18 protein-coding genes, 1 tRNA gene and 1 pseudogene are annotated in these 21,488 nt (G+C 61.0%); 11 read left to right on the forward strand and 9 right to left on the reverse strand.

What is annotated here, in order from left to right:
- Positions 1–59 precede the first annotated feature (59 nt).
- On the forward strand, positions 60–761 hold the full coding sequence (gene hda / locus PG892_RS12235) for a DnaA inactivator Hda (RefSeq protein WP_223916155.1): 702 nt from the start codon (positions 60–62) through the stop codon (positions 759–761).
- 100 nt (positions 762–861) lie between these two features.
- Here hda and aceA read toward each other — a convergent pair whose 3' ends face one another.
- The 4 genes from aceA to PG892_RS12255 form a co-directional block, all read right to left on the reverse strand.
- Complete coding sequence (gene aceA / locus PG892_RS12240) at positions 862–2,175, reverse strand: isocitrate lyase (protein ID WP_041214877.1); 1,314 nt, start codon at positions 2,173–2,175, stop codon at positions 862–864.
- Between the two features lie 69 nt (positions 2,176–2,244).
- The gene (gene aceB, locus PG892_RS12245) at positions 2,245–3,852 is read right to left on the reverse strand and encodes a malate synthase A (RefSeq protein WP_270807373.1); all 1,608 of its coding nucleotides are present in this window, start codon (positions 3,850–3,852) and stop codon (positions 2,245–2,247) included.
- Between the two features lie 692 nt (positions 3,853–4,544).
- Positions 4,545–4,685, reverse strand: a complete 141-nt coding sequence (locus PG892_RS12250; protein ID WP_010675269.1) for a hypothetical protein — start codon at positions 4,683–4,685, stop codon at positions 4,545–4,547.
- A gap of 257 nt (positions 4,686–4,942) precedes the next feature.
- Positions 4,943–5,019, reverse strand: a tRNA-Pro gene (locus tag PG892_RS12255).
- 378 nt (positions 5,020–5,397) lie between these two features.
- Between PG892_RS12255 and tadA the strand changes: the two genes are divergently transcribed.
- The 9 genes from tadA (at position 5,398) to PG892_RS12300 (ending at position 16,568) form a co-directional block, all read left to right on the forward strand.
- Entirely contained in the window at positions 5,398–5,946 is a 549-nt protein-coding gene (gene tadA / locus PG892_RS12260) for a tRNA adenosine(34) deaminase TadA (protein WP_103242896.1), read from the forward strand.
- A gap of 167 nt (positions 5,947–6,113) precedes the next feature.
- Entirely contained in the window at positions 6,114–8,351 is a 2,238-nt protein-coding gene (locus PG892_RS12265) for an ABC transporter permease subunit (protein WP_160838643.1), read from the forward strand.
- Between the two features lie 17 nt (positions 8,352–8,368).
- Positions 8,369–10,018, forward strand: coding sequence for a phosphate ABC transporter permease PstA (gene pstA, locus PG892_RS12270; protein ID WP_042017560.1), 1,650 nt, complete (start codon positions 8,369–8,371; stop codon positions 10,016–10,018).
- Positions 10,019–10,122: 104 nt separating this feature from the next.
- The gene (gene pstB / locus PG892_RS12275) at positions 10,123–10,941 is read left to right on the forward strand and encodes a phosphate ABC transporter ATP-binding protein PstB (protein ID WP_010675264.1); all 819 of its coding nucleotides are present in this window, start codon (positions 10,123–10,125) and stop codon (positions 10,939–10,941) included.
- 179 nt (positions 10,942–11,120) lie between these two features.
- Positions 11,121–11,831: a phosphate signaling complex protein PhoU gene (gene phoU, locus PG892_RS12280; protein ID WP_029314752.1), complete on the forward strand. Its 711-nt coding sequence runs from the start codon at positions 11,121–11,123 to the stop codon at positions 11,829–11,831.
- 241 nt (positions 11,832–12,072) lie between these two features.
- Positions 12,073–13,392 carry a hemolysin family protein gene (locus PG892_RS12285; protein ID WP_270825445.1) on the forward strand — a complete coding sequence of 440 codons (1,320 nt, stop codon included), beginning with the start codon at positions 12,073–12,075 and terminating at the stop codon, positions 13,390–13,392.
- Between the two features lie 18 nt (positions 13,393–13,410).
- Positions 13,411–13,953 (forward strand): hypothetical protein, encoded by a 543-nt coding sequence (locus tag PG892_RS12290; RefSeq protein WP_164884729.1) that lies wholly within the window; start codon positions 13,411–13,413, stop codon positions 13,951–13,953.
- A gap of 293 nt (positions 13,954–14,246) precedes the next feature.
- Positions 14,247–15,149 carry a homocysteine S-methyltransferase family protein gene (locus tag PG892_RS12295; RefSeq protein ID WP_039040257.1) on the forward strand — a complete coding sequence of 301 codons (903 nt, stop codon included), beginning with the start codon at positions 14,247–14,249 and terminating at the stop codon, positions 15,147–15,149.
- Positions 15,150–15,158: 9 nt separating this feature from the next.
- Positions 15,159–16,568, forward strand: a complete 1,410-nt coding sequence (locus PG892_RS12300; RefSeq protein ID WP_043153853.1) for a basic amino acid/polyamine antiporter — start codon at positions 15,159–15,161, stop codon at positions 16,566–16,568.
- A 68-nt stretch (positions 16,569–16,636) separates the two neighbouring features.
- Here PG892_RS12300 and PG892_RS12305 read toward each other — a convergent pair whose 3' ends face one another.
- From PG892_RS12305 to PG892_RS12325, 5 genes are all read right to left on the reverse strand, one after another.
- Positions 16,637–17,488, reverse strand: a complete 852-nt coding sequence (locus tag PG892_RS12305) for a sterol desaturase family protein (RefSeq protein WP_270825446.1) — start codon at positions 17,486–17,488, stop codon at positions 16,637–16,639.
- Between the two features lie 205 nt (positions 17,489–17,693).
- Positions 17,694–18,437, reverse strand: a complete 744-nt coding sequence (locus PG892_RS12310; protein ID WP_010675257.1) for an amino acid ABC transporter ATP-binding protein — start codon at positions 18,435–18,437, stop codon at positions 17,694–17,696.
- A complete protein-coding gene (locus PG892_RS12315; protein ID WP_257711798.1) occupies positions 18,421–18,543 on the reverse strand; it encodes a hypothetical protein in 123 nt (40 codons plus the stop codon). The genes PG892_RS12310 and PG892_RS12315 overlap by 17 nt, the downstream gene beginning before the upstream one ends.
- Positions 18,527–19,471: an amino acid ABC transporter permease gene (locus PG892_RS12320; RefSeq protein ID WP_041201654.1), complete on the reverse strand. Its 945-nt coding sequence runs from the start codon at positions 19,469–19,471 to the stop codon at positions 18,527–18,529. Before PG892_RS12320 ends, PG892_RS12315 begins: the two co-directional genes overlap by 17 nt.
- A gap of 99 nt (positions 19,472–19,570) precedes the next feature.
- Entirely contained in the window at positions 19,571–20,359 is a 789-nt protein-coding gene (locus tag PG892_RS12325) for a transporter substrate-binding domain-containing protein (protein WP_010675255.1), read from the reverse strand.
- Between the two features lie 612 nt (positions 20,360–20,971).
- Here PG892_RS12325 and PG892_RS12330 point away from each other — a divergent pair.
- A pseudogene (locus PG892_RS12330) lies at positions 20,972–21,488 on the forward strand (hypothetical protein); the annotation flags it as partial.

Genomic DNA, 21,488 nt, shown 5'->3' on the forward strand with positions numbered 1-21,488 from the left:
CTCTATCTGCCCCGCTGGTGATACACTTGCCCGCAAATATCACAGTCAAAGCCCAACGAGTGAAGCAACCGGCCCAACTGTCTTTAGCCGTACAACTACCGGATGATGAAACCTTTGTCAGTTTTTATCCCGGCAACAACGCCCATCTGATCACCGCCCTCAAAAATGCGGCCATCGGTCAGGGCTCGCCCTTCCTCTATTTCTGGGGATCCAAGGGGTCGGGCCGCTCCCATCTGCTCCATGCTACCTGTGCCGAGGTCAACGCCCGCGACGCGGCGGCGGCCTATCTCTCCCTCGATCAGTTCGAACAGCTTGACCCCAGCATGCTCGATGCTTTGGAGAGCCTGCCCCTGGTCTGTCTCGACAGCCTGGAGGCGATCGCCGGCAACGCCCTGTGGGAGCGGGCCCTGTTCGACTTCTACAATCGCTGGAAGGAGAAGGGGGAGGGGACGCTCATCGTTACCGGCTGCAGCGCGCCACGCAAGCTGGGGCTGCAACTGCCGGATCTCGCGTCCCGTCTCGACTGGGGAGTGAGCTTCCACCTCGACGAGCTGGACGACGAGGGCAAACTCAGCGCCCTGCAACTGCGCGCCGAGCTGCGGGGTTTCAAGCTGCCCATCGACGTGGGCCGTTTCCTGCTCAACCGCCTCTCCCGCGACATGCGCACCCTGCTTGCCACCCTCAATCGTCTCGACAACGCCTCCTTCCGTGCCAAGCGCAAGCTGACCATTCCCTTTGTCAAAGAGATCCTCGAGCTCTGAGCCCGTCAGGCTGGTTTGAGGCTCGGCAACGCCGAGGCCACGAATAAAAAGAAACCCCGGCTTCAGGCCGGGGTTTTACTATCTCACGGGGCACTGTCTATCAGTGGAACTGATCTTCTTCGGTCGAGCCGGTCAGTGCGGTCACCGACGACTGGCCGCCCTGAATGACGGTGGTCACCTTGTCAAAGTAACCGGTACCCACTTCCTGCTGGTGTGCCACGAAGGTGTAGCCCCGCTCGGCAGCGGCGAACTCGGGCTGCTGCACCATCTCGACATAGTGCTTCATCCCCTCGCCACGGGCGTACTGGTAGGCCAGCTCGTACATGTGGAACCACATGTTGTGGATACCCGCCAGGGTGATGAACTGGTACTTGTAGCCCATGTCGGAGAGCTCCTGCTGGAAGCGGGCGATGGTGGCATCGTCCAGGTTCTTCTTCCAGTTGAAGCTCGGGGAGCAGTTGTAGGCCAGGATCTTGTCCGGGTACTGGGCCTTGATGGCCTCGGCAAATTTGCGCGCCTCGTCCAGATCCGGCTTGGCGGTTTCGCACCACACCATGTCGGCATAAGGGGCATAGGCCAGGCCGCGGGAGATGGCCTGCTCGATACCAGCCTGCACCTTGTAAAAGCCCTCGCTGGTGCGCTCACCGGTCAGGAAGCCGGCATCGTAGGGGTCGGCATCCGTGGTCAGCAGATCCGCTGCGTTGGCGTCGGTGCGGGCGATCACCAGGGTGGTGGTGCCGCAGACGTCGGCTGCCAGACGGGCTGCGATGAGCTTTTGCACCGCTTCCTGGCTCGGGACCAGTACCTTGCCGCCCATATGGCCGCACTTTTTCACGGACGCGAGCTGATCTTCGAAGTGCACGCCGGCGGCGCCCGCTTCAATCATCCCCTTCATCAGCTCGAAGGCGTTCAGCACGCCGCCGAAACCGGCTTCCGCATCCGCCACGATGGGCAGGAAGTAGTCGATGAAGCCCTTGTCCTCTGGTCCAACCTTGTTGGCCCACTGGATCTGGTCTGCCCGGGCGAAGGAGTTGTTGATGCGCTCCACCACGGAGGGGACGGAGTTGGCCGGGTAGAGGGACTGATCCGGGTACATGGTGGAGGAGAGGTTGTTGTCCGCCGCCACCTGCCAGCCGGAGAGATAGATGGCTTCGATGCCGGCCTTGGCCTGCTGCACCGCCTGGCCGCCGGTCAGGGCGCCGAGGCAGTTTACATAGCCTTTCTTGGCGCCGCCGTGGATCAGCTCCCACAGTTTGTCGGCGCCGCGTTGGGCCAGAGTGTGTGCCGGCTGCAGGCTGCCACGCAGGTTCACCACGTCCTCGGCGCTGTAGCCGCGCTTGATCCCTTTCCAGCGGGGGTTTTCTGCCCAGTCTTTCTCGATAGCCTGGATCTGTTGCTCACGGGTCAGTGCCATATCAGTTCCCTCTTTCATTGATTTCACGTTTCCATTGACTTGTTATGGGGGCCGTTACCGGCCCGGGTCTCACAGCCGCTCGTAGCCGGGCAGCGTCAGAAAATCGATGAGTGTGTCGGCGCAGGTGATCTCGTCCATCAGGGCGCTTGCCTCGGCGAAACGGCCCGATTGCCAGCGGGCCTCGCCCACTTCGCCTCTGACCACCTCCTGCTCCTCGGCCAGCATCTGGCGGAACAGCGCCTTGGTCACTGCCTGACCGTTGGAGAGGGTCTTGCCGTGGCGGATCCACTGCCAGATGGAGGTGCGGGAGATCTCGGCGGTGGCGGCATCTTCCATCAGTCCGTAGATGGGCACGCAGCCATTGCCGTTGATCCAGGCTTCCAGGTATTGCAGGGCGACGCGGATATTGGTGCGCATGCCCGCCTCGGTACGCTCCCCCTCGCAGGGGGCCAGCAGCTCGGCGGCGGTGATGGGGGCATCCTGCTCGCGCAGCACATAGATCTGGTTCTTGGCGCCAGCGGGGATGCTCGCGTTGAACACCGCCATGGCGGTGTCGGCGAGGCCGGGGTGGGCGACCCAGGTGCCGTCGTGGCCGTTGTTCGCTTCACGCTCCTTGTCCGCCTTCACCTTGGCGAAGACTTCGGCGTTCACTGCCGGATCCTTGGCCGGGATAAAGGCGGCCATGCCGCCCATGGCCAGGGCGCCGCGCTTGTGGCAGGTCTTGATCAGCAGCCGCGAGTAGGCGCTGAGGAACGGCTTGTCCATGGTCACCACCTGGCGGTCCGGCAGGACACGATCGGGGTGGTTCTTCAAGGTCTTGATATAGCTGAAGATGTAATCCCAGCGGCCGCAGTTGAGGGCGACGATGTGATCCTTCATCTGATAGAGCAGCTCGTCCATCTCGAATACTGCCGGCAGGGTTTCGATGAGCACGGTGGCCTTGATGGTACCGCGGGGCAGACCGAATTTGTCCTCGGTCCAGGCGAACACCTCGCTCCACCAGCGCCCTTCCAGATGGCTCTGCAGCTTGGGTACGTAGAAGTAGGGACCGGAGCCCTTGGCCAGCAACGCCTTGTGGTTGTGCAGGAAATAGAGGGCGAAGTCGAACAGGCCGCCGGGAATGGGGGCACCATCAAAGGTGACGTGCTTCTCCGGCAGATGCAGACCGCGAACCCGGCAGATGAGCACGGCCGGGTTGGGATTCAGGGTATAGGCCTTCCCCTCCGGGCTCTGGTAGGCAATGGTGCCGTTGACCGCATCGCGCAGGTTGATCTGGCCCTCGATCACCTTGTTCCATGCCGGGGCCAGGGAGTCCTCGAAGTCGGCCATGAAGACCTTGACGTTGGCGTTGAGGGCATTGATCACCATTTTGCGCTCGACCGGGCCGGTGATCTCCACACGGCGGTCCTGCAGATCGGCGGGAATGCCGCGCACCGTCCACTCACCATCGCGAATATGGGCGGTCTCTGGCAGGAAGTCCGGCAACTCGCCGCCATCGATACGGGCCTGGCGTGCGACTCGCTGCTTCAGCAGCTCATTGCGTTGGGGAGCGAAACGTTCCACCAGTTCGGACACCAGGGCCACCGCATCCGGCGTCAGGATCTGCGCGTAATCGGGAAGCATCTCGCCTTGAATGTGCAGGCGGGTGCTGCTGATGGTCTGGGCCGGTGCCGACATAGTGGGTACTCCTCCAAAAGTTACATTTTGAATTTATTAACTACGACTAACGTCTATATCCCTTTCTTTCAAACTCCCCGTAACAGCGGGGTAACACGATTCATAAGGTGCAAAAGAATGGCGGATTCGTCAACTTGATTTTTAAAACGGGTGTTTTTTGATGATAGTTAAGATGCTGTTTTAAATGGATTTATGTGATTAGTGTAAAAGCTCTTTGCAGATGGTTATGCTCTTGGGTCGCCGGGGCGGCAGGGGGGAGGATTTCGGTAGAGGGGATGGGTTAAAAATGTAACTAATTACGTAATAAAATTACAAATGCAAAAACAAATCCCGACATTACTCCAAGCTTTGCAAAAACAGCTGTATGAAATGCCTTCGTTCAATCCAGCCTGCATGAGGGCTATGAAGTGACCGGGTAGTGAACTGATGTTTAAAACTAAAATGTCAAATTGGGTCAAAATGGCGAAGGCGAACATGAGAGAGGGAAATGACGAGCAATAACGTAGGTTTGTATCACGGCGTGTCCATGAAGGAGAGGGAGGTTGGGGCGCAGAAGATGGTCAATTAAACTGATTTTTGAAGAAAAACTAGCATTTTATCGTTATTTGCGGTGGCGGTCTGTTGGCCGGGGTCAAGGGTGGTGCCGGACAGCAAAACCGGCGTCTTGAACCGCACTATGGCACGGGCTCGTCTCAGTAATCTTCATCCGGGGCGGCGAGATCGATCACATCGAGGTGCACTGAACTGCCAAACCCGTGCTCTGCGGAATCGAGCTCGGAGGGCGTGGGGGAGATCAGGGGCTGAACGGGCTGGGAGTCAACAGCTTGGGTCATGGATGCTTGCCTCATTGATTGCAAGCCGGTCGGTGATTCCATCACCCTAGTGTCCACCTCCCTGTTTTTATGGCCGGCGGAAAAGTTGCGTATCCTAGCGGCACTTTATGAAAGCTTCAAATGGTTCTGTATAAAATTCATGCCAATAAAAAGCGGCGACCCGATGAACGGGGGAGGCGAGAGGAAAAAGAGGCAAGCGTCGGGTGTGCAGGCAAAAAAATAGCCCAGTCGTTTGACTGGGCTATTTTCGGGGAATTTGGTCGGTGTGAGAGGATTCGAACCTCCGACCCTCTACACCCCATGCAGATGCGCTACCTGGCTGCGCTACACACCGACGGAGTCAGCTCGGCTGACGGGGAGGAAGTCTAATCGGATGATTTGGCGGGCGCAACTCCTTTTTTATCAGGGAGATGCCGACTGCTTCTTTATTGTTCAGCCAAGATGCAACTTGGGCCCTGGCCGGAGTTTTGGCATAATCGCCGCCCCCTTAGGCGGGCACAGGGTGGCGAACACCCAACTCGGGGCGTTCCGATGTCGCCGGGGCCTTTGGCCTCTCTTTCATTGACAGCATCTTCTGCCGTGGGCTACCGGCTAGCGCGAGGGGGAAGGGGCCCGGTGTGCCCAGGGCCGGGACGCAGCAATCCGGGAGTGCGCGGCCGATGCCGTGCAGGGGCCAGGCAAGCCGACATCATATCGACGAGAGGATCAGGGCGTGAAACCATCTGAAGTTGCAGCACAGATCAGCCAGCGCGAGCAGGACGAACGCTGGATGCGCCATGCCATGGCCCTGGCCGCCAGGGCGGAGGGGATAGGCGAGATCCCGGTAGGCGCCGTGCTGGTGCTGGGGGACAAGATAGTGGCAGAGGGGTGGAATCGCTCCATCAGCGAGCACGACGCCTGCGCCCATGCCGAGGTGATGGCGCTTCGGGAAGCGGGCAAGCAGCTTGAAAACTATCGCCTGCTCGACACCACCCTCTATGTGACGCTGGAGCCCTGTTGCATGTGTGCCGGCGCCCTCATCCACAGCCGGGTCAAGCGGGTGGTCTATGGTGCCCGGGATTTGAAGACGGGGGCGGCAGGGTCTGTGTTCGACATCCTGCTGGATCCCCGCCACAACCACCAGGTGGTACTGACGGGGGAGGTGCTCGCCGACGCCTGCTCGGCCCAGCTGTCGGATTTCTTCAAACGGCGCCGCGCCGAGAAGAAGGCGGCCAGACTCGCCGCGAAAGAGGCGCTTCCTCAAGATGACAGCGGGGCCTGATGGCCCCGTTTGCTTTTATTTCACTGCCAGACCGGCTGCCTGCTTCCCCCCGAATACCAACTGCCACCCCCCGATGGAGCCTGCGCTCTTTGCCGCTGTTGATGTAACAAAACTGTCATGCATCCGCCATATAATGCCGCCAAGCCTAGCTCACATTGAGGTCTTGCATGTCATCGGAATCGTTAAATCTGGTCATGGCGGGCAGTCGAAAACGCCGGATCAAGGATAAATTGGCCAAATATGGCGTCACCACAGGGGGAGCCCTGGTGCTGGTGGCGCTGTTGCTTATCTTCTTCTACCTGCTTTATGTGGTGAAGCCCATCTTCAATGGCGCCAGCATGGAGAGCACCGCTTCCTTCACCCTGCCCATCAAGGGCAAAACCGCCTGGCTCGGGGTCGAGGAGCAAAACGAGATAGGTTACCGCTTCAGCGACCAGGGGAAGGTCAAATTCTTTGCCGTGCAACCGGATGGCAAGATCAAGACCGGACAGGTGATTGGCGAGGCGCAGGTGAACGGCGAGATCACGGCGGTCGCGCCGCCTGCGCCGGGCCAGAAACTCATCGCCTATGGGTTTGCCAACGGCAAGGCTCAGGTGGTGCAACCCTATTTCAAGATCTCCTATCCCAATGACGTTCGCGTCATTGAGCCCAGCCTGCAATATCCCTTCGGCGAGACCCCCGTGGTGATCGATCCCCAGGGCAAGGCGCTGACGCGCATGGTCTTCGAGGCGACCAAGGACAAGATGGCGACTGCGGCCGTGACCGAAGATGGTCGTGGTGTGCTGATGGTGATGAGCGGCGAGGAGAATTTCCTCTCCGGCGAAATCGAGTGGAGCAGCCAGACCTACACCATTCCGTCCCTGCCACGCCATGTTGACCAGATGCTGCTGACCCCGAACCTGCGCCTGTTGTTCGTGCGCGAGGGCAACCGCCTGTCGGTCTATGACATCCACAACCTGAGCGACATCTCCCTGCGCAATGTCATGGAGATCAACGCCCCCAATGCCAGCGTGACCCAGGTGGCCCTGCTCTCCGGTGCGTCCTCCCTGCTGGTGGGCAACGACAACGGCGTCATCTCCCAGTGGTTCGAGGTGGCAAAGGATGGCAAGCGCCAGTTCACCCAGATCCGTGACTTCAAGGGTGACGCGCCGGTCGCCCTGCTGACCCCCGAGCACTTTCGCAAGGGCTTCATCAGCGCAGGCAGCGACGGCACCATCAACTTCTTCCATGCCACCGGCGAAGCCAAGCTGCTTGGCGAGAAGATTGACGGGGGCAACCTGGCTGCCGTTGCCATCTCTCCTCGCCACAACCTGCTGTTGACCCAGCAGGGGGATGACTTCAAGGTCTTTGACGTCGAGAACGATCACCCCGAGGTAACCTGGTCTGCCCTCTGGCAACAGGTGTGGTATGAAGGCTATCCCGAGCCCCAGTACGTGTGGCAGTCCACCTCCGCCAGCAACGACTTCGAAGCCAAGCTGAGCCTGGTGCCCCTGGTGTTCGGTACCTTGAAAGCCTCCTTCTATGCCATGGTGTTCGCGGTGCCCCTGGGTGTCGCCGGTGCCATCTACACCGCCTACTTCATGTCGGCGGGGCTGCGCAAATACGTCAAGCCGACGGTGGAGATCATGGCGGCGCTGCCGACCGTCATCCTCGGCTTCCTGGCGGGTCTGTGGCTCGCGCCCATCATCGAAGGGGCCCTGCCCGGGGTGATCCTGCTGCTGATCCTGCTGCCCATGGGCATGCTGCTCACCGCCCTGGTGTGGAACTATCTGCCGGAGCGCGGCCGCACCTGGCTGCCGGAAGGCTGGCACGCCATCCTGCTCATCCCTGTGCTGCTGTTCATCGGTTGGGGCGCCTTCGCCTTGAGCCCCATCATCGAGAACGCCTTCATGCACGGTGATTCGCGCATCTGGCTGACCCACGACATGGGCATCAAGTTTGACCAGCGCAACTCCCTGGTGGTTGGTATCGCCATGGGCTTTGCGGTCATCCCCACCATCTTCTCCATCGCCGAAGACGCGGTCTTCTCGGTGCCCAAGCACCTGACCCAGGGCTCGCTTGCGCTGGGGGCGACCCCGTGGCAGACCCTGAGCCGGGTGGTGATCCTCACCGCGAGCCCGGGCATCTTCTCGGCGGTGATGATGGGCCTTGGCCGCGCCGTGGGCGAGACCATGATCGTGCTGATGGCCACCGGCAACACCCCCATCATGGACTTTTCCATGTTCCAGGGGCTGCGGACCCTGGCGGCGAACATCGCGGTGGAGATGCCGGAATCGGAAGTGGGCAGCTCCCACTACCGGGTGCTCTTCCTCGCCGCCTTCGTGCTGTTTGTGTTCACCTTCTTGTTCAATACCCTGGCCGAATTCGTCCGCCAGCGGTTGCGTGAAAAGTACAGCTCTCTGTAAGGACTAAGGAATCGACAATGGGTAAGTGGTTTAAATCGGGGGCCCCCTGGATCTGGATGACGGGGGGCGCCGTCAGCCTGAGTCTGGTGGCCGTACTGGGTCTGTTGTTGCTGATTGGCTGGCGTGGTCTGGTCTATTTCTGGCCCCATCCCATCTATGAGTGGCAACTTGAAGATGCAAGCGGCAACAAGAGCGTCCTGATTGGCGAGATCAACGACCGGGAGCTGGTGCCGGTGGAGCGCCTGCGCGCCGCAGGCCAGGCGCTGGAAGGGGAGGATCGCGAAGAGATTACCCGTTATCTGGTCAAGACCGGCAACCGGGAGTTCGTGGACCTCGATTTTCGCTGGGTGCTGGAGACCGATATCAAATCGCGCACCCAGCCGGCGGAGCTCGCCATGGTGGAGCGTGCCACCAACGGCAACTTCTATGGTTACATCACCTCGGTGAAGGAAGATGGCCAGGAGCTGACCACGGATCTGCATCCCGCCTTGCAGCGGGTGCTGGCCCGTGCCAACGGCCTCTCAAGCCAAGCCAACGACCTGCAAAAAGGGGCCATCGGCAGCATCAACTATCAGCTGGAGCGCCTGCGCCTGAAAGAGCGCAAGGCCGAGCTGGATGACAAGCTGACCGATCAGCTTAAAGCCGAGCTGGCGAGCGAGCGTCAGGCGCTCAACGACCGTTACCAGGTGCTGGAGAAAGAGCTCTTCTCCCTGCGTACCCAGGCGGACAGAGACAGCATCACCGTCAAGGACATGCGCGGCGAGCTGGTGACCATGCCCATGTCCCGGGTGCTGGATGTGGTCTGGCCCAACGACATGAGCCTGATGGCCAAGGTGGGTCACTGGTTCCACCAGATTGGCAAGTTCGTCTCCGATGACCCCCGGGAGGCGAACACCGAGGGCGGCGTCTTCCCGGCCATCTTCGGCACCGTCTTCATGGTGATCCTGATGGCCATCATCGTGACCCCGCTCGGGGTGGTGGCGGCGGTCTACCTGCACGAGTACGCGGGCAAGAACAGCCTGACCAAGATCATCCGTATCGCGGTGATCAACCTGGCGGGGGTGCCCTCCATCGTCTACGGCGTGTTTGGCCTGGGCTTCTTCGTCTACACCCTGGGGGGCAGCATCGACCGCCTCTTCTACCCGGAAGCGCTGCCGAGCCCGACCTTCGGTTCCCCCGGAGTCATCTGGTCAGCCCTGACCCTGGCCATTCTGACCCTGCCGGTGGTGATCGTCTCCACCGAAGAGGGGCTGGCCCGGATCCCGAGCACCATTCGCCAGGGTTCGCTGGCGCTGGGTGCCACCCAGGCCGAGACCCTCTGGCGCATCGTGCTGCCCATGGCCAGCCCGGCCATCATGACCGGCCTTATCCTGGCGATTGCCCGTGCGGCGGGCGAGGTGGCGCCGCTGATGCTGGTGGGGGTGGTGAAGCTTGCTCCCACGTTGCCGATGGACGGCAACTTCCCGTACCTGCACGTGGAGCGCAAGTTCATGCACCTGGGCTTCCACATCTATGACGTGGGCTTCCAGAGCCCGAACGTCGAGGCGGCGCGTCCTCTGGTCTACGCCACCTCCTTCCTGCTGGTGACGGTGATCGTCGGCCTCAACCTGACGGCGATCGGTATTCGTAACCACCTGCGCGAGAAATTCCGGTCGCTGGAACATTAATCCAGTCATTACAGAGACGGGCAGGGACCTTCCCTGCCAACCAGATATTCCGGCGGCGGGCAAGACGTTTGCCCGCTGCCACCAAGAGAATTTGAGGTAAACAGATGATCAACGTAACACCGAGTTCGGCCCCGCACACCGCCACCGACCTGCTCAACCTGACCCCGGAGCAGACTGCGCTGGAGGTGAAGGATCTCAACCTGTACTACGGCAACAAGCAGGCGCTGTTCAACGTCAACATGAAGATCCCCAAGGGTCAGGTCACCGCCTTCATCGGCCCGTCCGGTTGCGGCAAGTCCACTTTGCTGCGCTGCATCAACCGGATGAACGATCTGGTGGAGATCTGCCGCATCGAGGGGGAGATCCAACTGCACGGCCACAACATCTATGACAAGAGCGTGGATGTCTCCGCCCTGCGCCGTCAGGTGGGCATGGTGTTCCAGCGCCCCAACCCCTTCCCCAAGTCCATCTACGAGAACGTGGTCTACGGCCTGCGCCTGCAGGGCATCAATGACCGCCGTACCCTGGACGAGGCCGCCGAGCGTTCCCTGCGCGGTGCCGCCCTGTGGGAGGAAGTGAAGGATCGTCTGCATGACAACGCCTTTGGTCTCTCCGGCGGTCAGCAGCAGCGTCTGGTGATTGCCCGTGCCATCGCCATCGAGCCGGAAGTGCTGCTGCTCGATGAACCGACCTCGGCGCTGGACCCCATCTCCACCCTCACCATCGAGGAGCTCATCAACGAGCTCAAGAGCCAGTTCACCGTGGTGATCGTAACCCACAACATGCAGCAGGCGGCGCGGGTCTCGGATCAGACCGCGTTCATGTACATGGGGGAACTCATCGAGTACTCGAATACCAACACCATCTTCACCACCCCGGCCAAGAAGAAGACCGAAGACTACATTACCGGTCGTTACGGCTAAGGGATGTCGGTGATTGAGATGAGCAAGTTGAGCATCAACAAGCAGATTGGCAGTCAGTTCAACGGCTAAGGCATGTTGGTGCAACAAGGGTGATTGAGATGAACAAGATGGGCATCAACAAACAGATTGGCAGTCAGTTCAACGGCTAAGGCATAATCGGAGCAACAAGGATTACTGGTATGGACAATATGAACCTCAACAAACACATCTCCGGTCAGTTCAATGCCGAGCTTGAGAGCGTGCGCAATCAGGTACTGGTGATGGGGGGGCTGGTGGAGAAGCAACTCACCGACGCCATCGCCGCCATCCATGGCCAGGATCTGGATGCGGCGCGCAAGATCGTGGCCAACGACCACAAGGTCAACGCCATGGAAGTGGCGATCGACGAGGAGTGCACCCGCATCATTGCCAAGCGTCAGCCCACCGCGTCCGACCTGCGGCTGGTGATGGCCATCATCAAGACCATCACGGATCTGGAGCGGATTGGCGACGTGGCGGACAAGATTGCCCGCATGCTGACCGACAACGCCAACAAGCCGCAGCCGCCGCTGGTGTCGCTGGAGAACATGGGGCGTCGCACCATCAAGATGCTCCACGACGTGCTCGACGCTTTCGCCCGCATGGATCTGGATGCCGCCCTGGCGGTCTACAAGGAAGATGACAAGGTGGATCGGGAGTACGAGTCCATCATCCGCGAGCTGATGACCTACATGATGGAAGATCCCCGCACCATCCCCCAGGTGCTCAACGTGCTCTGGGCGGCACGGGCCATCGAGCGGGTCGGCGATCGCTGCCAGCACATCTGCGAGTACATCGTCTACTACGTCAAGGGTAAGGATGTGCGTCACACCAAGGCCGATGATCTGAGCGATCTGCTGGGCAAGGGCTGATGGGGCGCCTTGGGTGGAGCTCCCGTCGCGGCTGCACGACGGGAATCCAGCACTGATTGAATAAAAAGGCGCTTTGAGCGCCTTTTTCATTGCATGTCACGGCAGTTCAAGATAACGCCACCCGGCGGGCGCTTTTCTGCTAGAATATGGCCCCTGTGTGAGTCCCGGATGGAGTCACGGTCCGGTTTCCCGGGCCCAGTTTGCCGTCTTGTGCTAAGGCGGCTGTAGCAATAGGTTAATCATGAGTTTTGCCGATAGTTTGTTCTTTCTGATGCTGCTGGTCGCCGGCAGCGTGTTCTTCTCACTCTCCGAGATCTCCCTTGCCGCCTCCCGCAAGATCAAGTTGCAGGTGATGGCCGACGAGGGCAACCGCCACGCCGAGAAGGTGCTGGCATTGCAGGCCCAGCCGGGCAACTTCTTTACCGTGGTGCAGATAGGCCTCAATACCGTCGCCATCCTCGGCGGTATCCTGGGGGAATCCGCCCTCAATCCCGCCATCAGGGAGCTGATTGCTGGCTTCTACCAGGGGCCCTGGCTCGGCCAGATTAGCTCCGCGGCCTCGTTCGTCTTCGTCACCGGCATGTTCATCCTGATAGCGGATCTGATGCCCAAGCGCCTTGCCATGACCATGCCCGAGCGGATCGCCGTGGTGGTGGTGCGTCCCATGATGCTGTGCGTCACCTTGCTGATGCCGTTGGTGTGGCTGTTCAACGGCATGGCCAACGGCCTGTTCCGGCTGATGCGCATCTCCATGGTGCGCAACGACGAGATCACCTCCGACGATATTTATGCGGTGATGGATGCAGGTGCCGAAGCCGGTGTCATCCAGCGCGAGGAGCACCAGCTCATCGAGAACGTGTTCGAGCTCCAGTCCTTGGGTGTCACTTCCGCCATGACGGCGCGCGAGAGCCTCATCTTCTTCACCCTGCAAGAGGGGGAGGAGAGCATCAAGGCGAAGATCGCCGAGCACCCCCACAACAAGTTCCTGGTGTGCGACCACAACCTCGACAGCATCAAGGGGTTCGTGGATGCCAAGGAGCTGCTGATCCGCGTCATCAGCGGCCAGAGCATCGATCTCAACAGCGGCTCCCTGGTGCAGAACGTCATCATCATTCCCGACACCCTCAACCTCTACGAGGCGATGGAGTACTTCAAGAACCATCGCGGCGATTTTGCGGTGGTGATGAACGAATACGCCCTGGTGGTGGGCATCGTCACCATGAATGACCTGATGAGTACCGTCATGGGGGAGTGGGCCACCCACGTGGTGGAAGAGCAGATAGTGCAGCGGGACGAGAACTCCTGGCTGGTGGACGGGGTGACCCCCATCTCCGACGTGATGCGCGCCTTCGACATCGAGGAGTTCCCGGAAAACCAGAATTACGAGACCATCGCCGGTTTCATCATGTACATGCTGCGCAAGATCCCCAAGCGCACCGACTCGGTCAAATATGCCGGTTACAAGTTCGAAGTGGTGGACATCGACAGTTACAAGATTGACCAGTTGCTGGTCACCCGGGTAGAACCTGCGAGCAATGAGAAGCCCGCTCAGGAATCCTAAAGGAGTTCGTTAGCAATCATGAAGATGAAGACTCATTCCCGTGCGCTGGCCTGTGTGGCGCTCACCCTGGCACTGGGTGCCTGCAGCCAGAGCGCACCGCGCAAACCGGTGACGCCTGCCAAACCCGTCGCTCCCCAGCCTGCGGTGGTGGTCCCGCAGCAGGATCCCGATGCGGTGGTGCAAAGCGCCGTGGCAGAGCCCAGCCCGGTGTTCGACGAGGAGTATCACGGCCCGGATCAAGGGTCGCTTGAATCGGTCACCGCCCTGTTTGCCCGGGGTTACATCGAATCCGCCATGCGCGAGACCATGCTGGCGGCGGTGCACAGCGACTATCCGCTGCTCGGCATGCGGGATGTGCGCCTCACTGACCCTGTTGCCAAGTTCCTCACCTCGGCCCAGGCCCGCACCACGGCCCACGACTACCTCTATGCCGGGGTGCAGCGTCGGCTGGGCCGCCCGCTCAGCCCCGCCCAGTGGGAGCAGATCTGGCAGGGCTATCCCCAGCAGGGTCGGGTCTCCGACTGGGTCAAGCAGACCAAGCGGGTGCTGGCCGGGCGCTGAGCCCCTGGTTATCGGCGGCTATGCCCGCCTTGATCCCCTGTTTCACAAGAGGTCACCCCCCGGGGTGGCCTCTTGTCGTTTCAGTGCCTGGCCAGGTGATGCCTGTGCCGGGGAGATCTCCCTTTGCCGCCATCATCCTGAGCTTGCCCGGATTTGTTCGTAGCCCCCGATTGCCTCTTGTTCTACTTTGGGTCATGATATTTGGGATTTCTAGCCGTCTAGATGTTTTGATGGCTTAATGTGGTTTCACACAATAAATACCCGTCATGGCGGGGAGACGCAGAGAGACAGAGATGGACAAGCAGGATTTGTGGGTACTCGATGGCGGTATGGGCCGTGAACTGGCGCGGCGTGGTGCGCCGTTCCGTCAACCGGAGTGGTCGGCACTGGCGTTGATGGAAGCGCCCGAGACGGTGCGCGAGGTACACCAGGCCTATGCGACGAGCGGTGCCCGGGTGATCACCACCAACAGCTATGCCCTGGTGCCCTTCCATATCGGCGAGGCACGCTTTGCCGCCCAAGGGGAGGCACTTGCGGCTCTGGCCGGGCAACTGGCCCGAGACGTGGCCGACGAGCAGGGGGGAGCCGTCAAGGTGGCTGGTTCCTTGCCGCCGCTCTTTGGCTCCTATCGTGCGGACCTCTATCAGGCCGAGCGGGTGAGCGAGCTGGCGACACCGCTTATCCGTGCCCTGTCACCCCATGTGGATCTCTGGCTGGCGGAGACCATGAGCCTCATCGCCGAGCCCCTGGCCCTCAAGGCCCTGCTGCCCGAGGACGGCAAGCCGTTCTGGGTCTCCTTTACTCTGGAAGACGAGGCGCCGGGCAGTGAGCCCACCCTGCGCTCCGGCGAGCGGGTGGCGGATGCCGTGACCGCGTTGGCGTCGGCCGGGGTGGATGCCATCCTGTTCAACTGCTGCCAGCCCGAGGTGATTGAAGGGGCGCTCAAGGTGGCCGTCGCCGCGTTGCAGGTTCAGGGGCGCACCGACGTTCGCCTCGGCGCCTATGCCAACGCCTTCCCGCCCCAGCCCAAGGAGGCGACTGCCAATGACGGTCTGGACGAGATCCGTGGCGATCTGGGGCCGCTGGATTACCTCGGCTGGGCCGAGCGCTGGCGCAGAGCCGGGGCAAACCTCATCGGCGGCTGCTGCGGCATCGGCCCGGAACACATCGAGGCGCTGGCCAGCCGGCTGCGTTAAGGAGCGCCCATGAAAGAGAGCAAGATCGGGCTCTGGTCCCTCACGGCGCTGGTGTTCAGCTCCATGGTGGGGGCCGGCATCTTTAGCCTGCCCCAGAACATGGCCGATGTGGCGGGCGCCCGCGCCGTGCTGATCGGCTGGGCCGTCACCGGGGTCGGCATACTGGCGCTGGCCATGAGCTTCCTCTACCTGTCGCGGCTCAAACCCGAGCTCGACGGCGGCATCTACAGCTATGCCCGGGCAGGCTTTGGCGAGCTGGTGGGGTTCTTCTCCGCCTGGGGATACTGGCTCTGTGCCACCATCGGCGTGGTGGGTTATCTGGTGATCGCCTTCGCGGCGCTGGGCAGCTTCGTCGACACGCCGGAGCGGGTCTGGTTTGGCGAGGGCAACACCCTGGCGGCCTTCATCGGCGAGTCCTGCATCCTCTGGGCGGTGCACCTGCTGGTGGCCCGAGGCGTACAGCAGGCGGCCCTGTTCAATCTGGTGGCGACCCTGGCCAAGAGCCTGCCGCTGCTGCTGTTCATCCTGTTCGCCTGCTACTGGTTCGATCCGGTCACCTTTGCGGCGGATCAGGAGGGCAGCACCCTGGCGGTACCGGTCTCCGAGCAGGTGCGTAACACCATGCTCATCACCCTCTGGGTCTTCACCGGCATCGAAGGGGCAGCGGTGCTCTCGGCCCGGGCGAGAAACAAGCGGGATGTGGGCACCGCCACCGTGCTCGGCGTGGTGCTGGCGCTGCTGCTCTATGTGCTCATCTCGGTGCTGGCGCTTGGAATATTGAGCCGCCCGGAGCTTGCGGCCCTGCCCAACCCCTCCATGGCGGGACTGATGGCCCAGATGACGGGTTCCTGGGGCAAGCTGCTCATCAGCGCCGGCCTCATCGTGTCGGTGCTCGCCTCCTACGTGAGCTGGACCCTCTTCTCGGCCGAGGTGCCGTTCAGCGCGGCGCGTCACGGGGCCTTCCCGGCCATCTTCCGGCGTGAGAACCGCAACGGCACCCCCATCGCCTCGCTCTGGCTTACCAGCCTGACGGTGCAGGGCTGCCTGCTGCTGGTGTGGCTGCTTGGCAAGGGGTATACCAACCTGCTGCTCATCTCCACCTCCATGATCCTGGTGCCCTACCTGCTCATCGGCCTCTTCCTGCTCAAGCTGGTCTTCAGTGGCAAGGGTGGGCAGGGCCGCGGCCTGATGCGGGTGGTGGCGCTGGTGTCGAGCGGTTATGGTTTCTGGCTGCTCTACGCCGCCGGGGTGGAGTACCTGCTGCTGTCGCTTCTGCTTTACGGGCCGGGTCTGCTGCTGTTTCTCTACAGCCGTCGCCAGCTCGGCGCCGAACAGCGGCTCAGCGGGCGCGAACGGCTGCTGGCCGGGGTGACGCTGCTGAGCCTGATCCCCGCCGTCTGGTCCTTCGTTCACGTCTGACCCGGGGGTGTCCCTGTCATGAAAAAGAGCGCCCCTGGGCGCTCTTTTTTTTTATCCTGGTCGGTGGGTCAACCGCTGGTGGGGCCCGCCGGTTTGCCAAACAACACGGCGAGCTTTTGCCGCCAGGGGAGGCCCCGGGCCTCTTGCAGCATGTCGCGCCACTCGTGGAAGGTGAGGGTGAGGGGGTTGAAGCTGTGGATTGGCTTGGTGATGCCGAAACGGCACGGCTCGCCCAAGTCTTCTTCCACGAAGGTGCCAAACAGCCGGTCCCAGATGATGAGCACGCCGGCGAAATTGCGATCGATGTAACTGGCGTTGCTGGCGTGGTGCACCCTGTGGTGGGAGGGGGTGTTGAAGATCCATTCAAGTTTGCCCAGCTTGCCCACCACCTGGGTGTGGACGAAGAACTGAAAACCCAGGCTCAAGAGTACGGTGGCCACCACCGCCTCGGGGGGGAAGCCGATGAGGATCATGGGGATCCAGAACAGCCACATGCCGGAGACCGGATACATCAGGCTCTGGCGAAAGGCGGTGGAGAGGTTGAGCCGCTCCGAGCTGTGGTGCACCACGTGGTAGGCCCAGAGCCAGCGCACATGGTGGCTCGCGAAGTGGAACAGCCAGTAGCAGAGATCCTGCAACAGAAAGAGCAGCAAAAGGCTCCAGAGGTTCAGTTCGATATCGAATAGTCGCCAGCCCCAAAGGGTGTCATAGAGATAGGCGATGGCAATGGCAATGGCAATGGCTGCCAGGGCATCGCCCCCCTGATGCATCAGTGCCAGGGTGGCATTGGCGAAGAGATCCTTCCACTGGTAACCCGCCGTGGGATAGGCGGCGCCGTGTTTTCGCAGGTAGAGCATCTCCCAGCCGATGAAGACCAGAAAGAGGGGCGAGAGGTAGAGCAGGAGCAGTTGCACATCCATGTGAGCCATCCGGTTGGACCAGTTGGATGTCAGCATACCGGATGAATTTAAAATTTCATTAACATCCTTGCTCGTTGGCGTGGTGACAACCCGATGGCAAGAGGCTGCGAAAAGGAATGCACCAGGGAGATGATCTGGGGGAGTGAAGAAGGCAAGCATAGAAGAGGGAGCCATGGGCTCCCTCTTCGTGTTGGTGCATCGCGGGTTATAGCACCTGGCTCAGGAACTGGCGCAGGCGCGGGGAGGGTGGATTGTCGAAGAAGTCGGCGGGTTTCTCGTCCACCAGCAGCTCGCCGCTCTCCATGAAGAGCACCCTGTCCGCCACTTCCCGGGCAAAGCCCATCTCGTGAGTCACCACCACCATGGTCATCCCTTCGCGGGCCAACCCCTTCATGACGTCCAGCACCTCTCCCACCATTTCGGGGTCGAGGGCGCTGGTGGGCTCGTCAAACAGCATGATGCGCGGCTGCATGGCGAGCGCCCGGGCGATGGCCACCCGCTGCTGCTGGCCGCCGGAGAGCTGGGAGGGGTAGCTCTGGGCCTTGTTGGAGAGACCGACCTTGAGCAGCAGGGCCTTGGCCCGCTCCTCAGCCTCCTGGCGAGAGAGCCCTCTCACCTTCTGGGGGGCCAGGGTGATGTTGTCCAGCACCGTCAGGTGAGGGAAGAGATTGAAGGACTGGAACACCATGCCCACCTCTTCCCGCAGCTTGTTGACATCCCCGGGTTCGGTGAGGCTGATGCCGTCGACCACGATATTGCCATCGTTGATGGTCTCCAGCTGGTTGAGGGTGCGCAGGAAGGTGGACTTGCCTGAGCCGCTCGGCCCCACGATCACCACCACTTCCCCTTCGGCCACCTGGGTGCTGACGTTTTTCAGGGCGTGCACCTCGGTGCCGTAGAACTTCTCTACACCGGTCGCCTTGATGATGGGATCAGTTGCAGCGCGCATAGTTCACCTCCAGACGACGCACCGGGAAGGGGCAGTGAGTGCCGGTGATGGCAGAACATTTCGACACCGATGGCGCCTTGATAACGGGATCAGTTGCTGCGCGCATATTTCACCTCCAGACGACGCACCAGAAAGGAGAGAGTGCCGGTCAGCACCAGATAGAGCAGAGCCACGGTGAACCACACCTCGAACGGGCTGAAGGTGGAGCTGACCACTTCGCGCCCCGCCTTGGTGAGATCCGTGATGGAGATGACGGAGACCAGAGAGGAGTCCTTGATGAGGTTGATGAACTGACCCGCGAGCGGTGGCAGCACCCGTTTGAAGGCCTGGGGCAGGATGACGTAGCGCATGGTCTGGGCCGAGGTCATGCCAAGGCTTCTGCCCGCTTCCATCTGCCCCTTGTGAATGGAGCTGATGCCGGCGCGCACGATTTCCGCCACGTAGGCGCCGGTGAAGACCGCGAGCGCCGCCACACCAGCGGTGAATCGGTCGAGGTTCAGCACGGTGCCGATAAAGAAATAGACGATGAAGATCTGCACCAGCAACGGGGTGCCACGGATGAGCTCCACATAGGTCACGGCCAGGTTGCGCAGGGCCGGATTGGGGGAGAGGCGGGCGAGCCCGGCCAGGGTGCCAAGCAGGATGGCGAAGATGCCCGCCACCAGGGAGAGCTTGACCGTGACCCAGACTCCCCAGGCAATGGGGCCGGCGGTCCAGCTCAGTTGCACATCCAGGGTATCGCCGAGGAAGACGGTATCCCCTTCAGCCAGCTGGGAGCCCTTGGGTGCGATGGCCTGACGGCGGCTGGGGTCGAGATCGTCTTGCAGGAAGAGCTGTCCCTTGTCCGCGACCACGGTGCCGTCAAACTCGGCATAGTGTTTCTGTTCTGCCTGATAGGCGATGTACTGGGGAATGCGTTCCCAGCGCCAGGTGTAATCCACTGCCTGCACGGCCTTGTAGATGCCGAAAATGGCGGCCAGCACCAGCAGCAGGAAGATCCCGTGCCAGAGCAGCTGATTGGGCTGTTTTTCCATCTGTCTTGTGAGTTTGGGGTTGATCACTGTCACAACCTCTTTTGTCGTTATCGTGTGGGGAGTCTGCGTGAAGGGGCGGCATGCCGCCCCTTTGAGAGGTTATTTGAGCTGGTTCAGCCAGGCGGTGGATTCAAACCACTTCTTGTAGAGACGGTCGTAGCTGCCGTCGCCCTTGATCTGGCGCAGGTAGTTGTTGAACCAGTTGAGGGTGTCCTGATCCCCCTTGCGGATGGCCCAGGCCAGCGGCTCGAAGGTGAACGGCTTGTCGAGGTGCACCACGGCGCCCTGGTTCTGGGACGCGAAGATGGCGTTGTAGGGCAGGTCGTAGACGAAGGCATCCACCTTGCCGTTGATCACTTCCAGCTTGGCGTCATCCTGGGTTTCAAACTGCAGCAGGGTGGCCTTGGGGATCATGCGCTTGACCGCTTGCTCGCCGGTGGTGCCGAGTTTGACCGCGATCTTGTATTTGGGATCGTTGAGGTCCTGGAAGGATTTGATTTCGCCCGCCTTGTCCTTGCGAAGCACGATGGTCTGGCCGACGACGATGTAGGGATCGGCAAAGTTCACGCGCAGGTTGCGCTGGGGAGTGACGGTCATGCCGCCCATGATGACGTCGAACTTGTCGGTCAAGAGCGCGGGGATGATGCCGTCCCAGGCGGTGTTGACGAACTCCACCTTCACGCCCATCTCCTTGGCGACCATCTTGGCGAGATCCACGTCAAAGCCGATGTACTGGCCCTGCTTGTTGGTCATCTCGAAGGGTTGATAGCCGGCATCGAAGCCGACCCGCAGCACACCGCGCTCCAGCACGGCATCCAGGGTGGAAGTGGGCGCGGCGTTGGCCAGCCCGCACAGCAGCAGGGTAGAGAGAATGAGTTTTTTGATCATAAATGACGTCTCTGTCGTAAATGTGGTCAGCCTTGAACCTGCTCCCGTGCGACTCCATGGCACAAGAGACTGCTGCATCCGGCAGCAGGCAAGACAGGATTATTGTCTTGGTCGGGGCAAAAGCCCCATATGAGATTCTATGAATGGTTCGCTGGATGAAAAATGTACCAAAACCTGTTTGTGCCAGAAGACTCAATAAGTTATGGAGACTTTTATCCCTCGTGGTGACTCATAAAACCACATGAAAACAACATATCTATCTAATGGCGCCGGTTCAAGTGCAAAATATCCGGCGGCCGTCTCGGTGGAAAATCCGGGCACAGACAGGGCGTTGTCCGGCACGCTTCACGGGGAGTAGGGCGTGCGAGTCGGGCAAATATTTTTGCCCGGCCCATAGGCTCCCTCTGTGTCTTGTCATGGGCTTCCCATATACTCAGCCATCCCCATTGGAAGGTTCGGGAATGGACGCCTCAATTCTGCTCAATCTGGACGTATTTACCCTGATGTTGATGGCCCTCGGGGGCTACAGCCTGGGATTCATCACCCTCTCCATCATCTGGTCGACCCATAGGGAAATACCCGGTCTCGGGCTCTGGTGGTGGTCCAGCCTCTGTGCCCTGGCGGCGCAATCGCTCTTCTTCATGCAGGCATTTTCCCCATATCGCGGGGATCTGGCTGGCCAACCTGCTCATCACCTTCTGCCTCGCCCTGATGCCACTCGCCATCCAGCGCTTCTTCGGGGAGCCGCCAAACTGGCGGGCATTCACCCTCTTCATGCTGGTCTATCTGCTGATCCTCTGCTGGAGCGTCATCTTCAACGACAAGATGGCCCCCCGGGTGCTGCTGGCCTGCCTGAGCTACATGATGGTGGGGGCGGTAATTGTCTGGCTCATATGGCGCCATGGCTACCCTGGCTATCTGCCTGCGGTGCTGGTGTTCACCGTGGTCAACATCCTGCTCTACGGTTTCAATCTGGTGCGCATGGGGGACCTGCTCGGCGGCGAGGTGCGGGTCCTGATGGATCAGCATGCGGTCAATGTGCTCCCCTTCCTCTCCATCTTAAATGCGAAAGGGGACTCCCTCCGACGTAGGTGGGAGGGGAATTTCGCCGGGGCGTCAGCCCCGCTGG

The organism is Aeromonas sp. QDB68, from assembly GCF_027707405.1.
GTDB classification, from domain to species: Bacteria; Pseudomonadota; Gammaproteobacteria; order Enterobacterales; family Aeromonadaceae; genus Aeromonas; species Aeromonas caviae.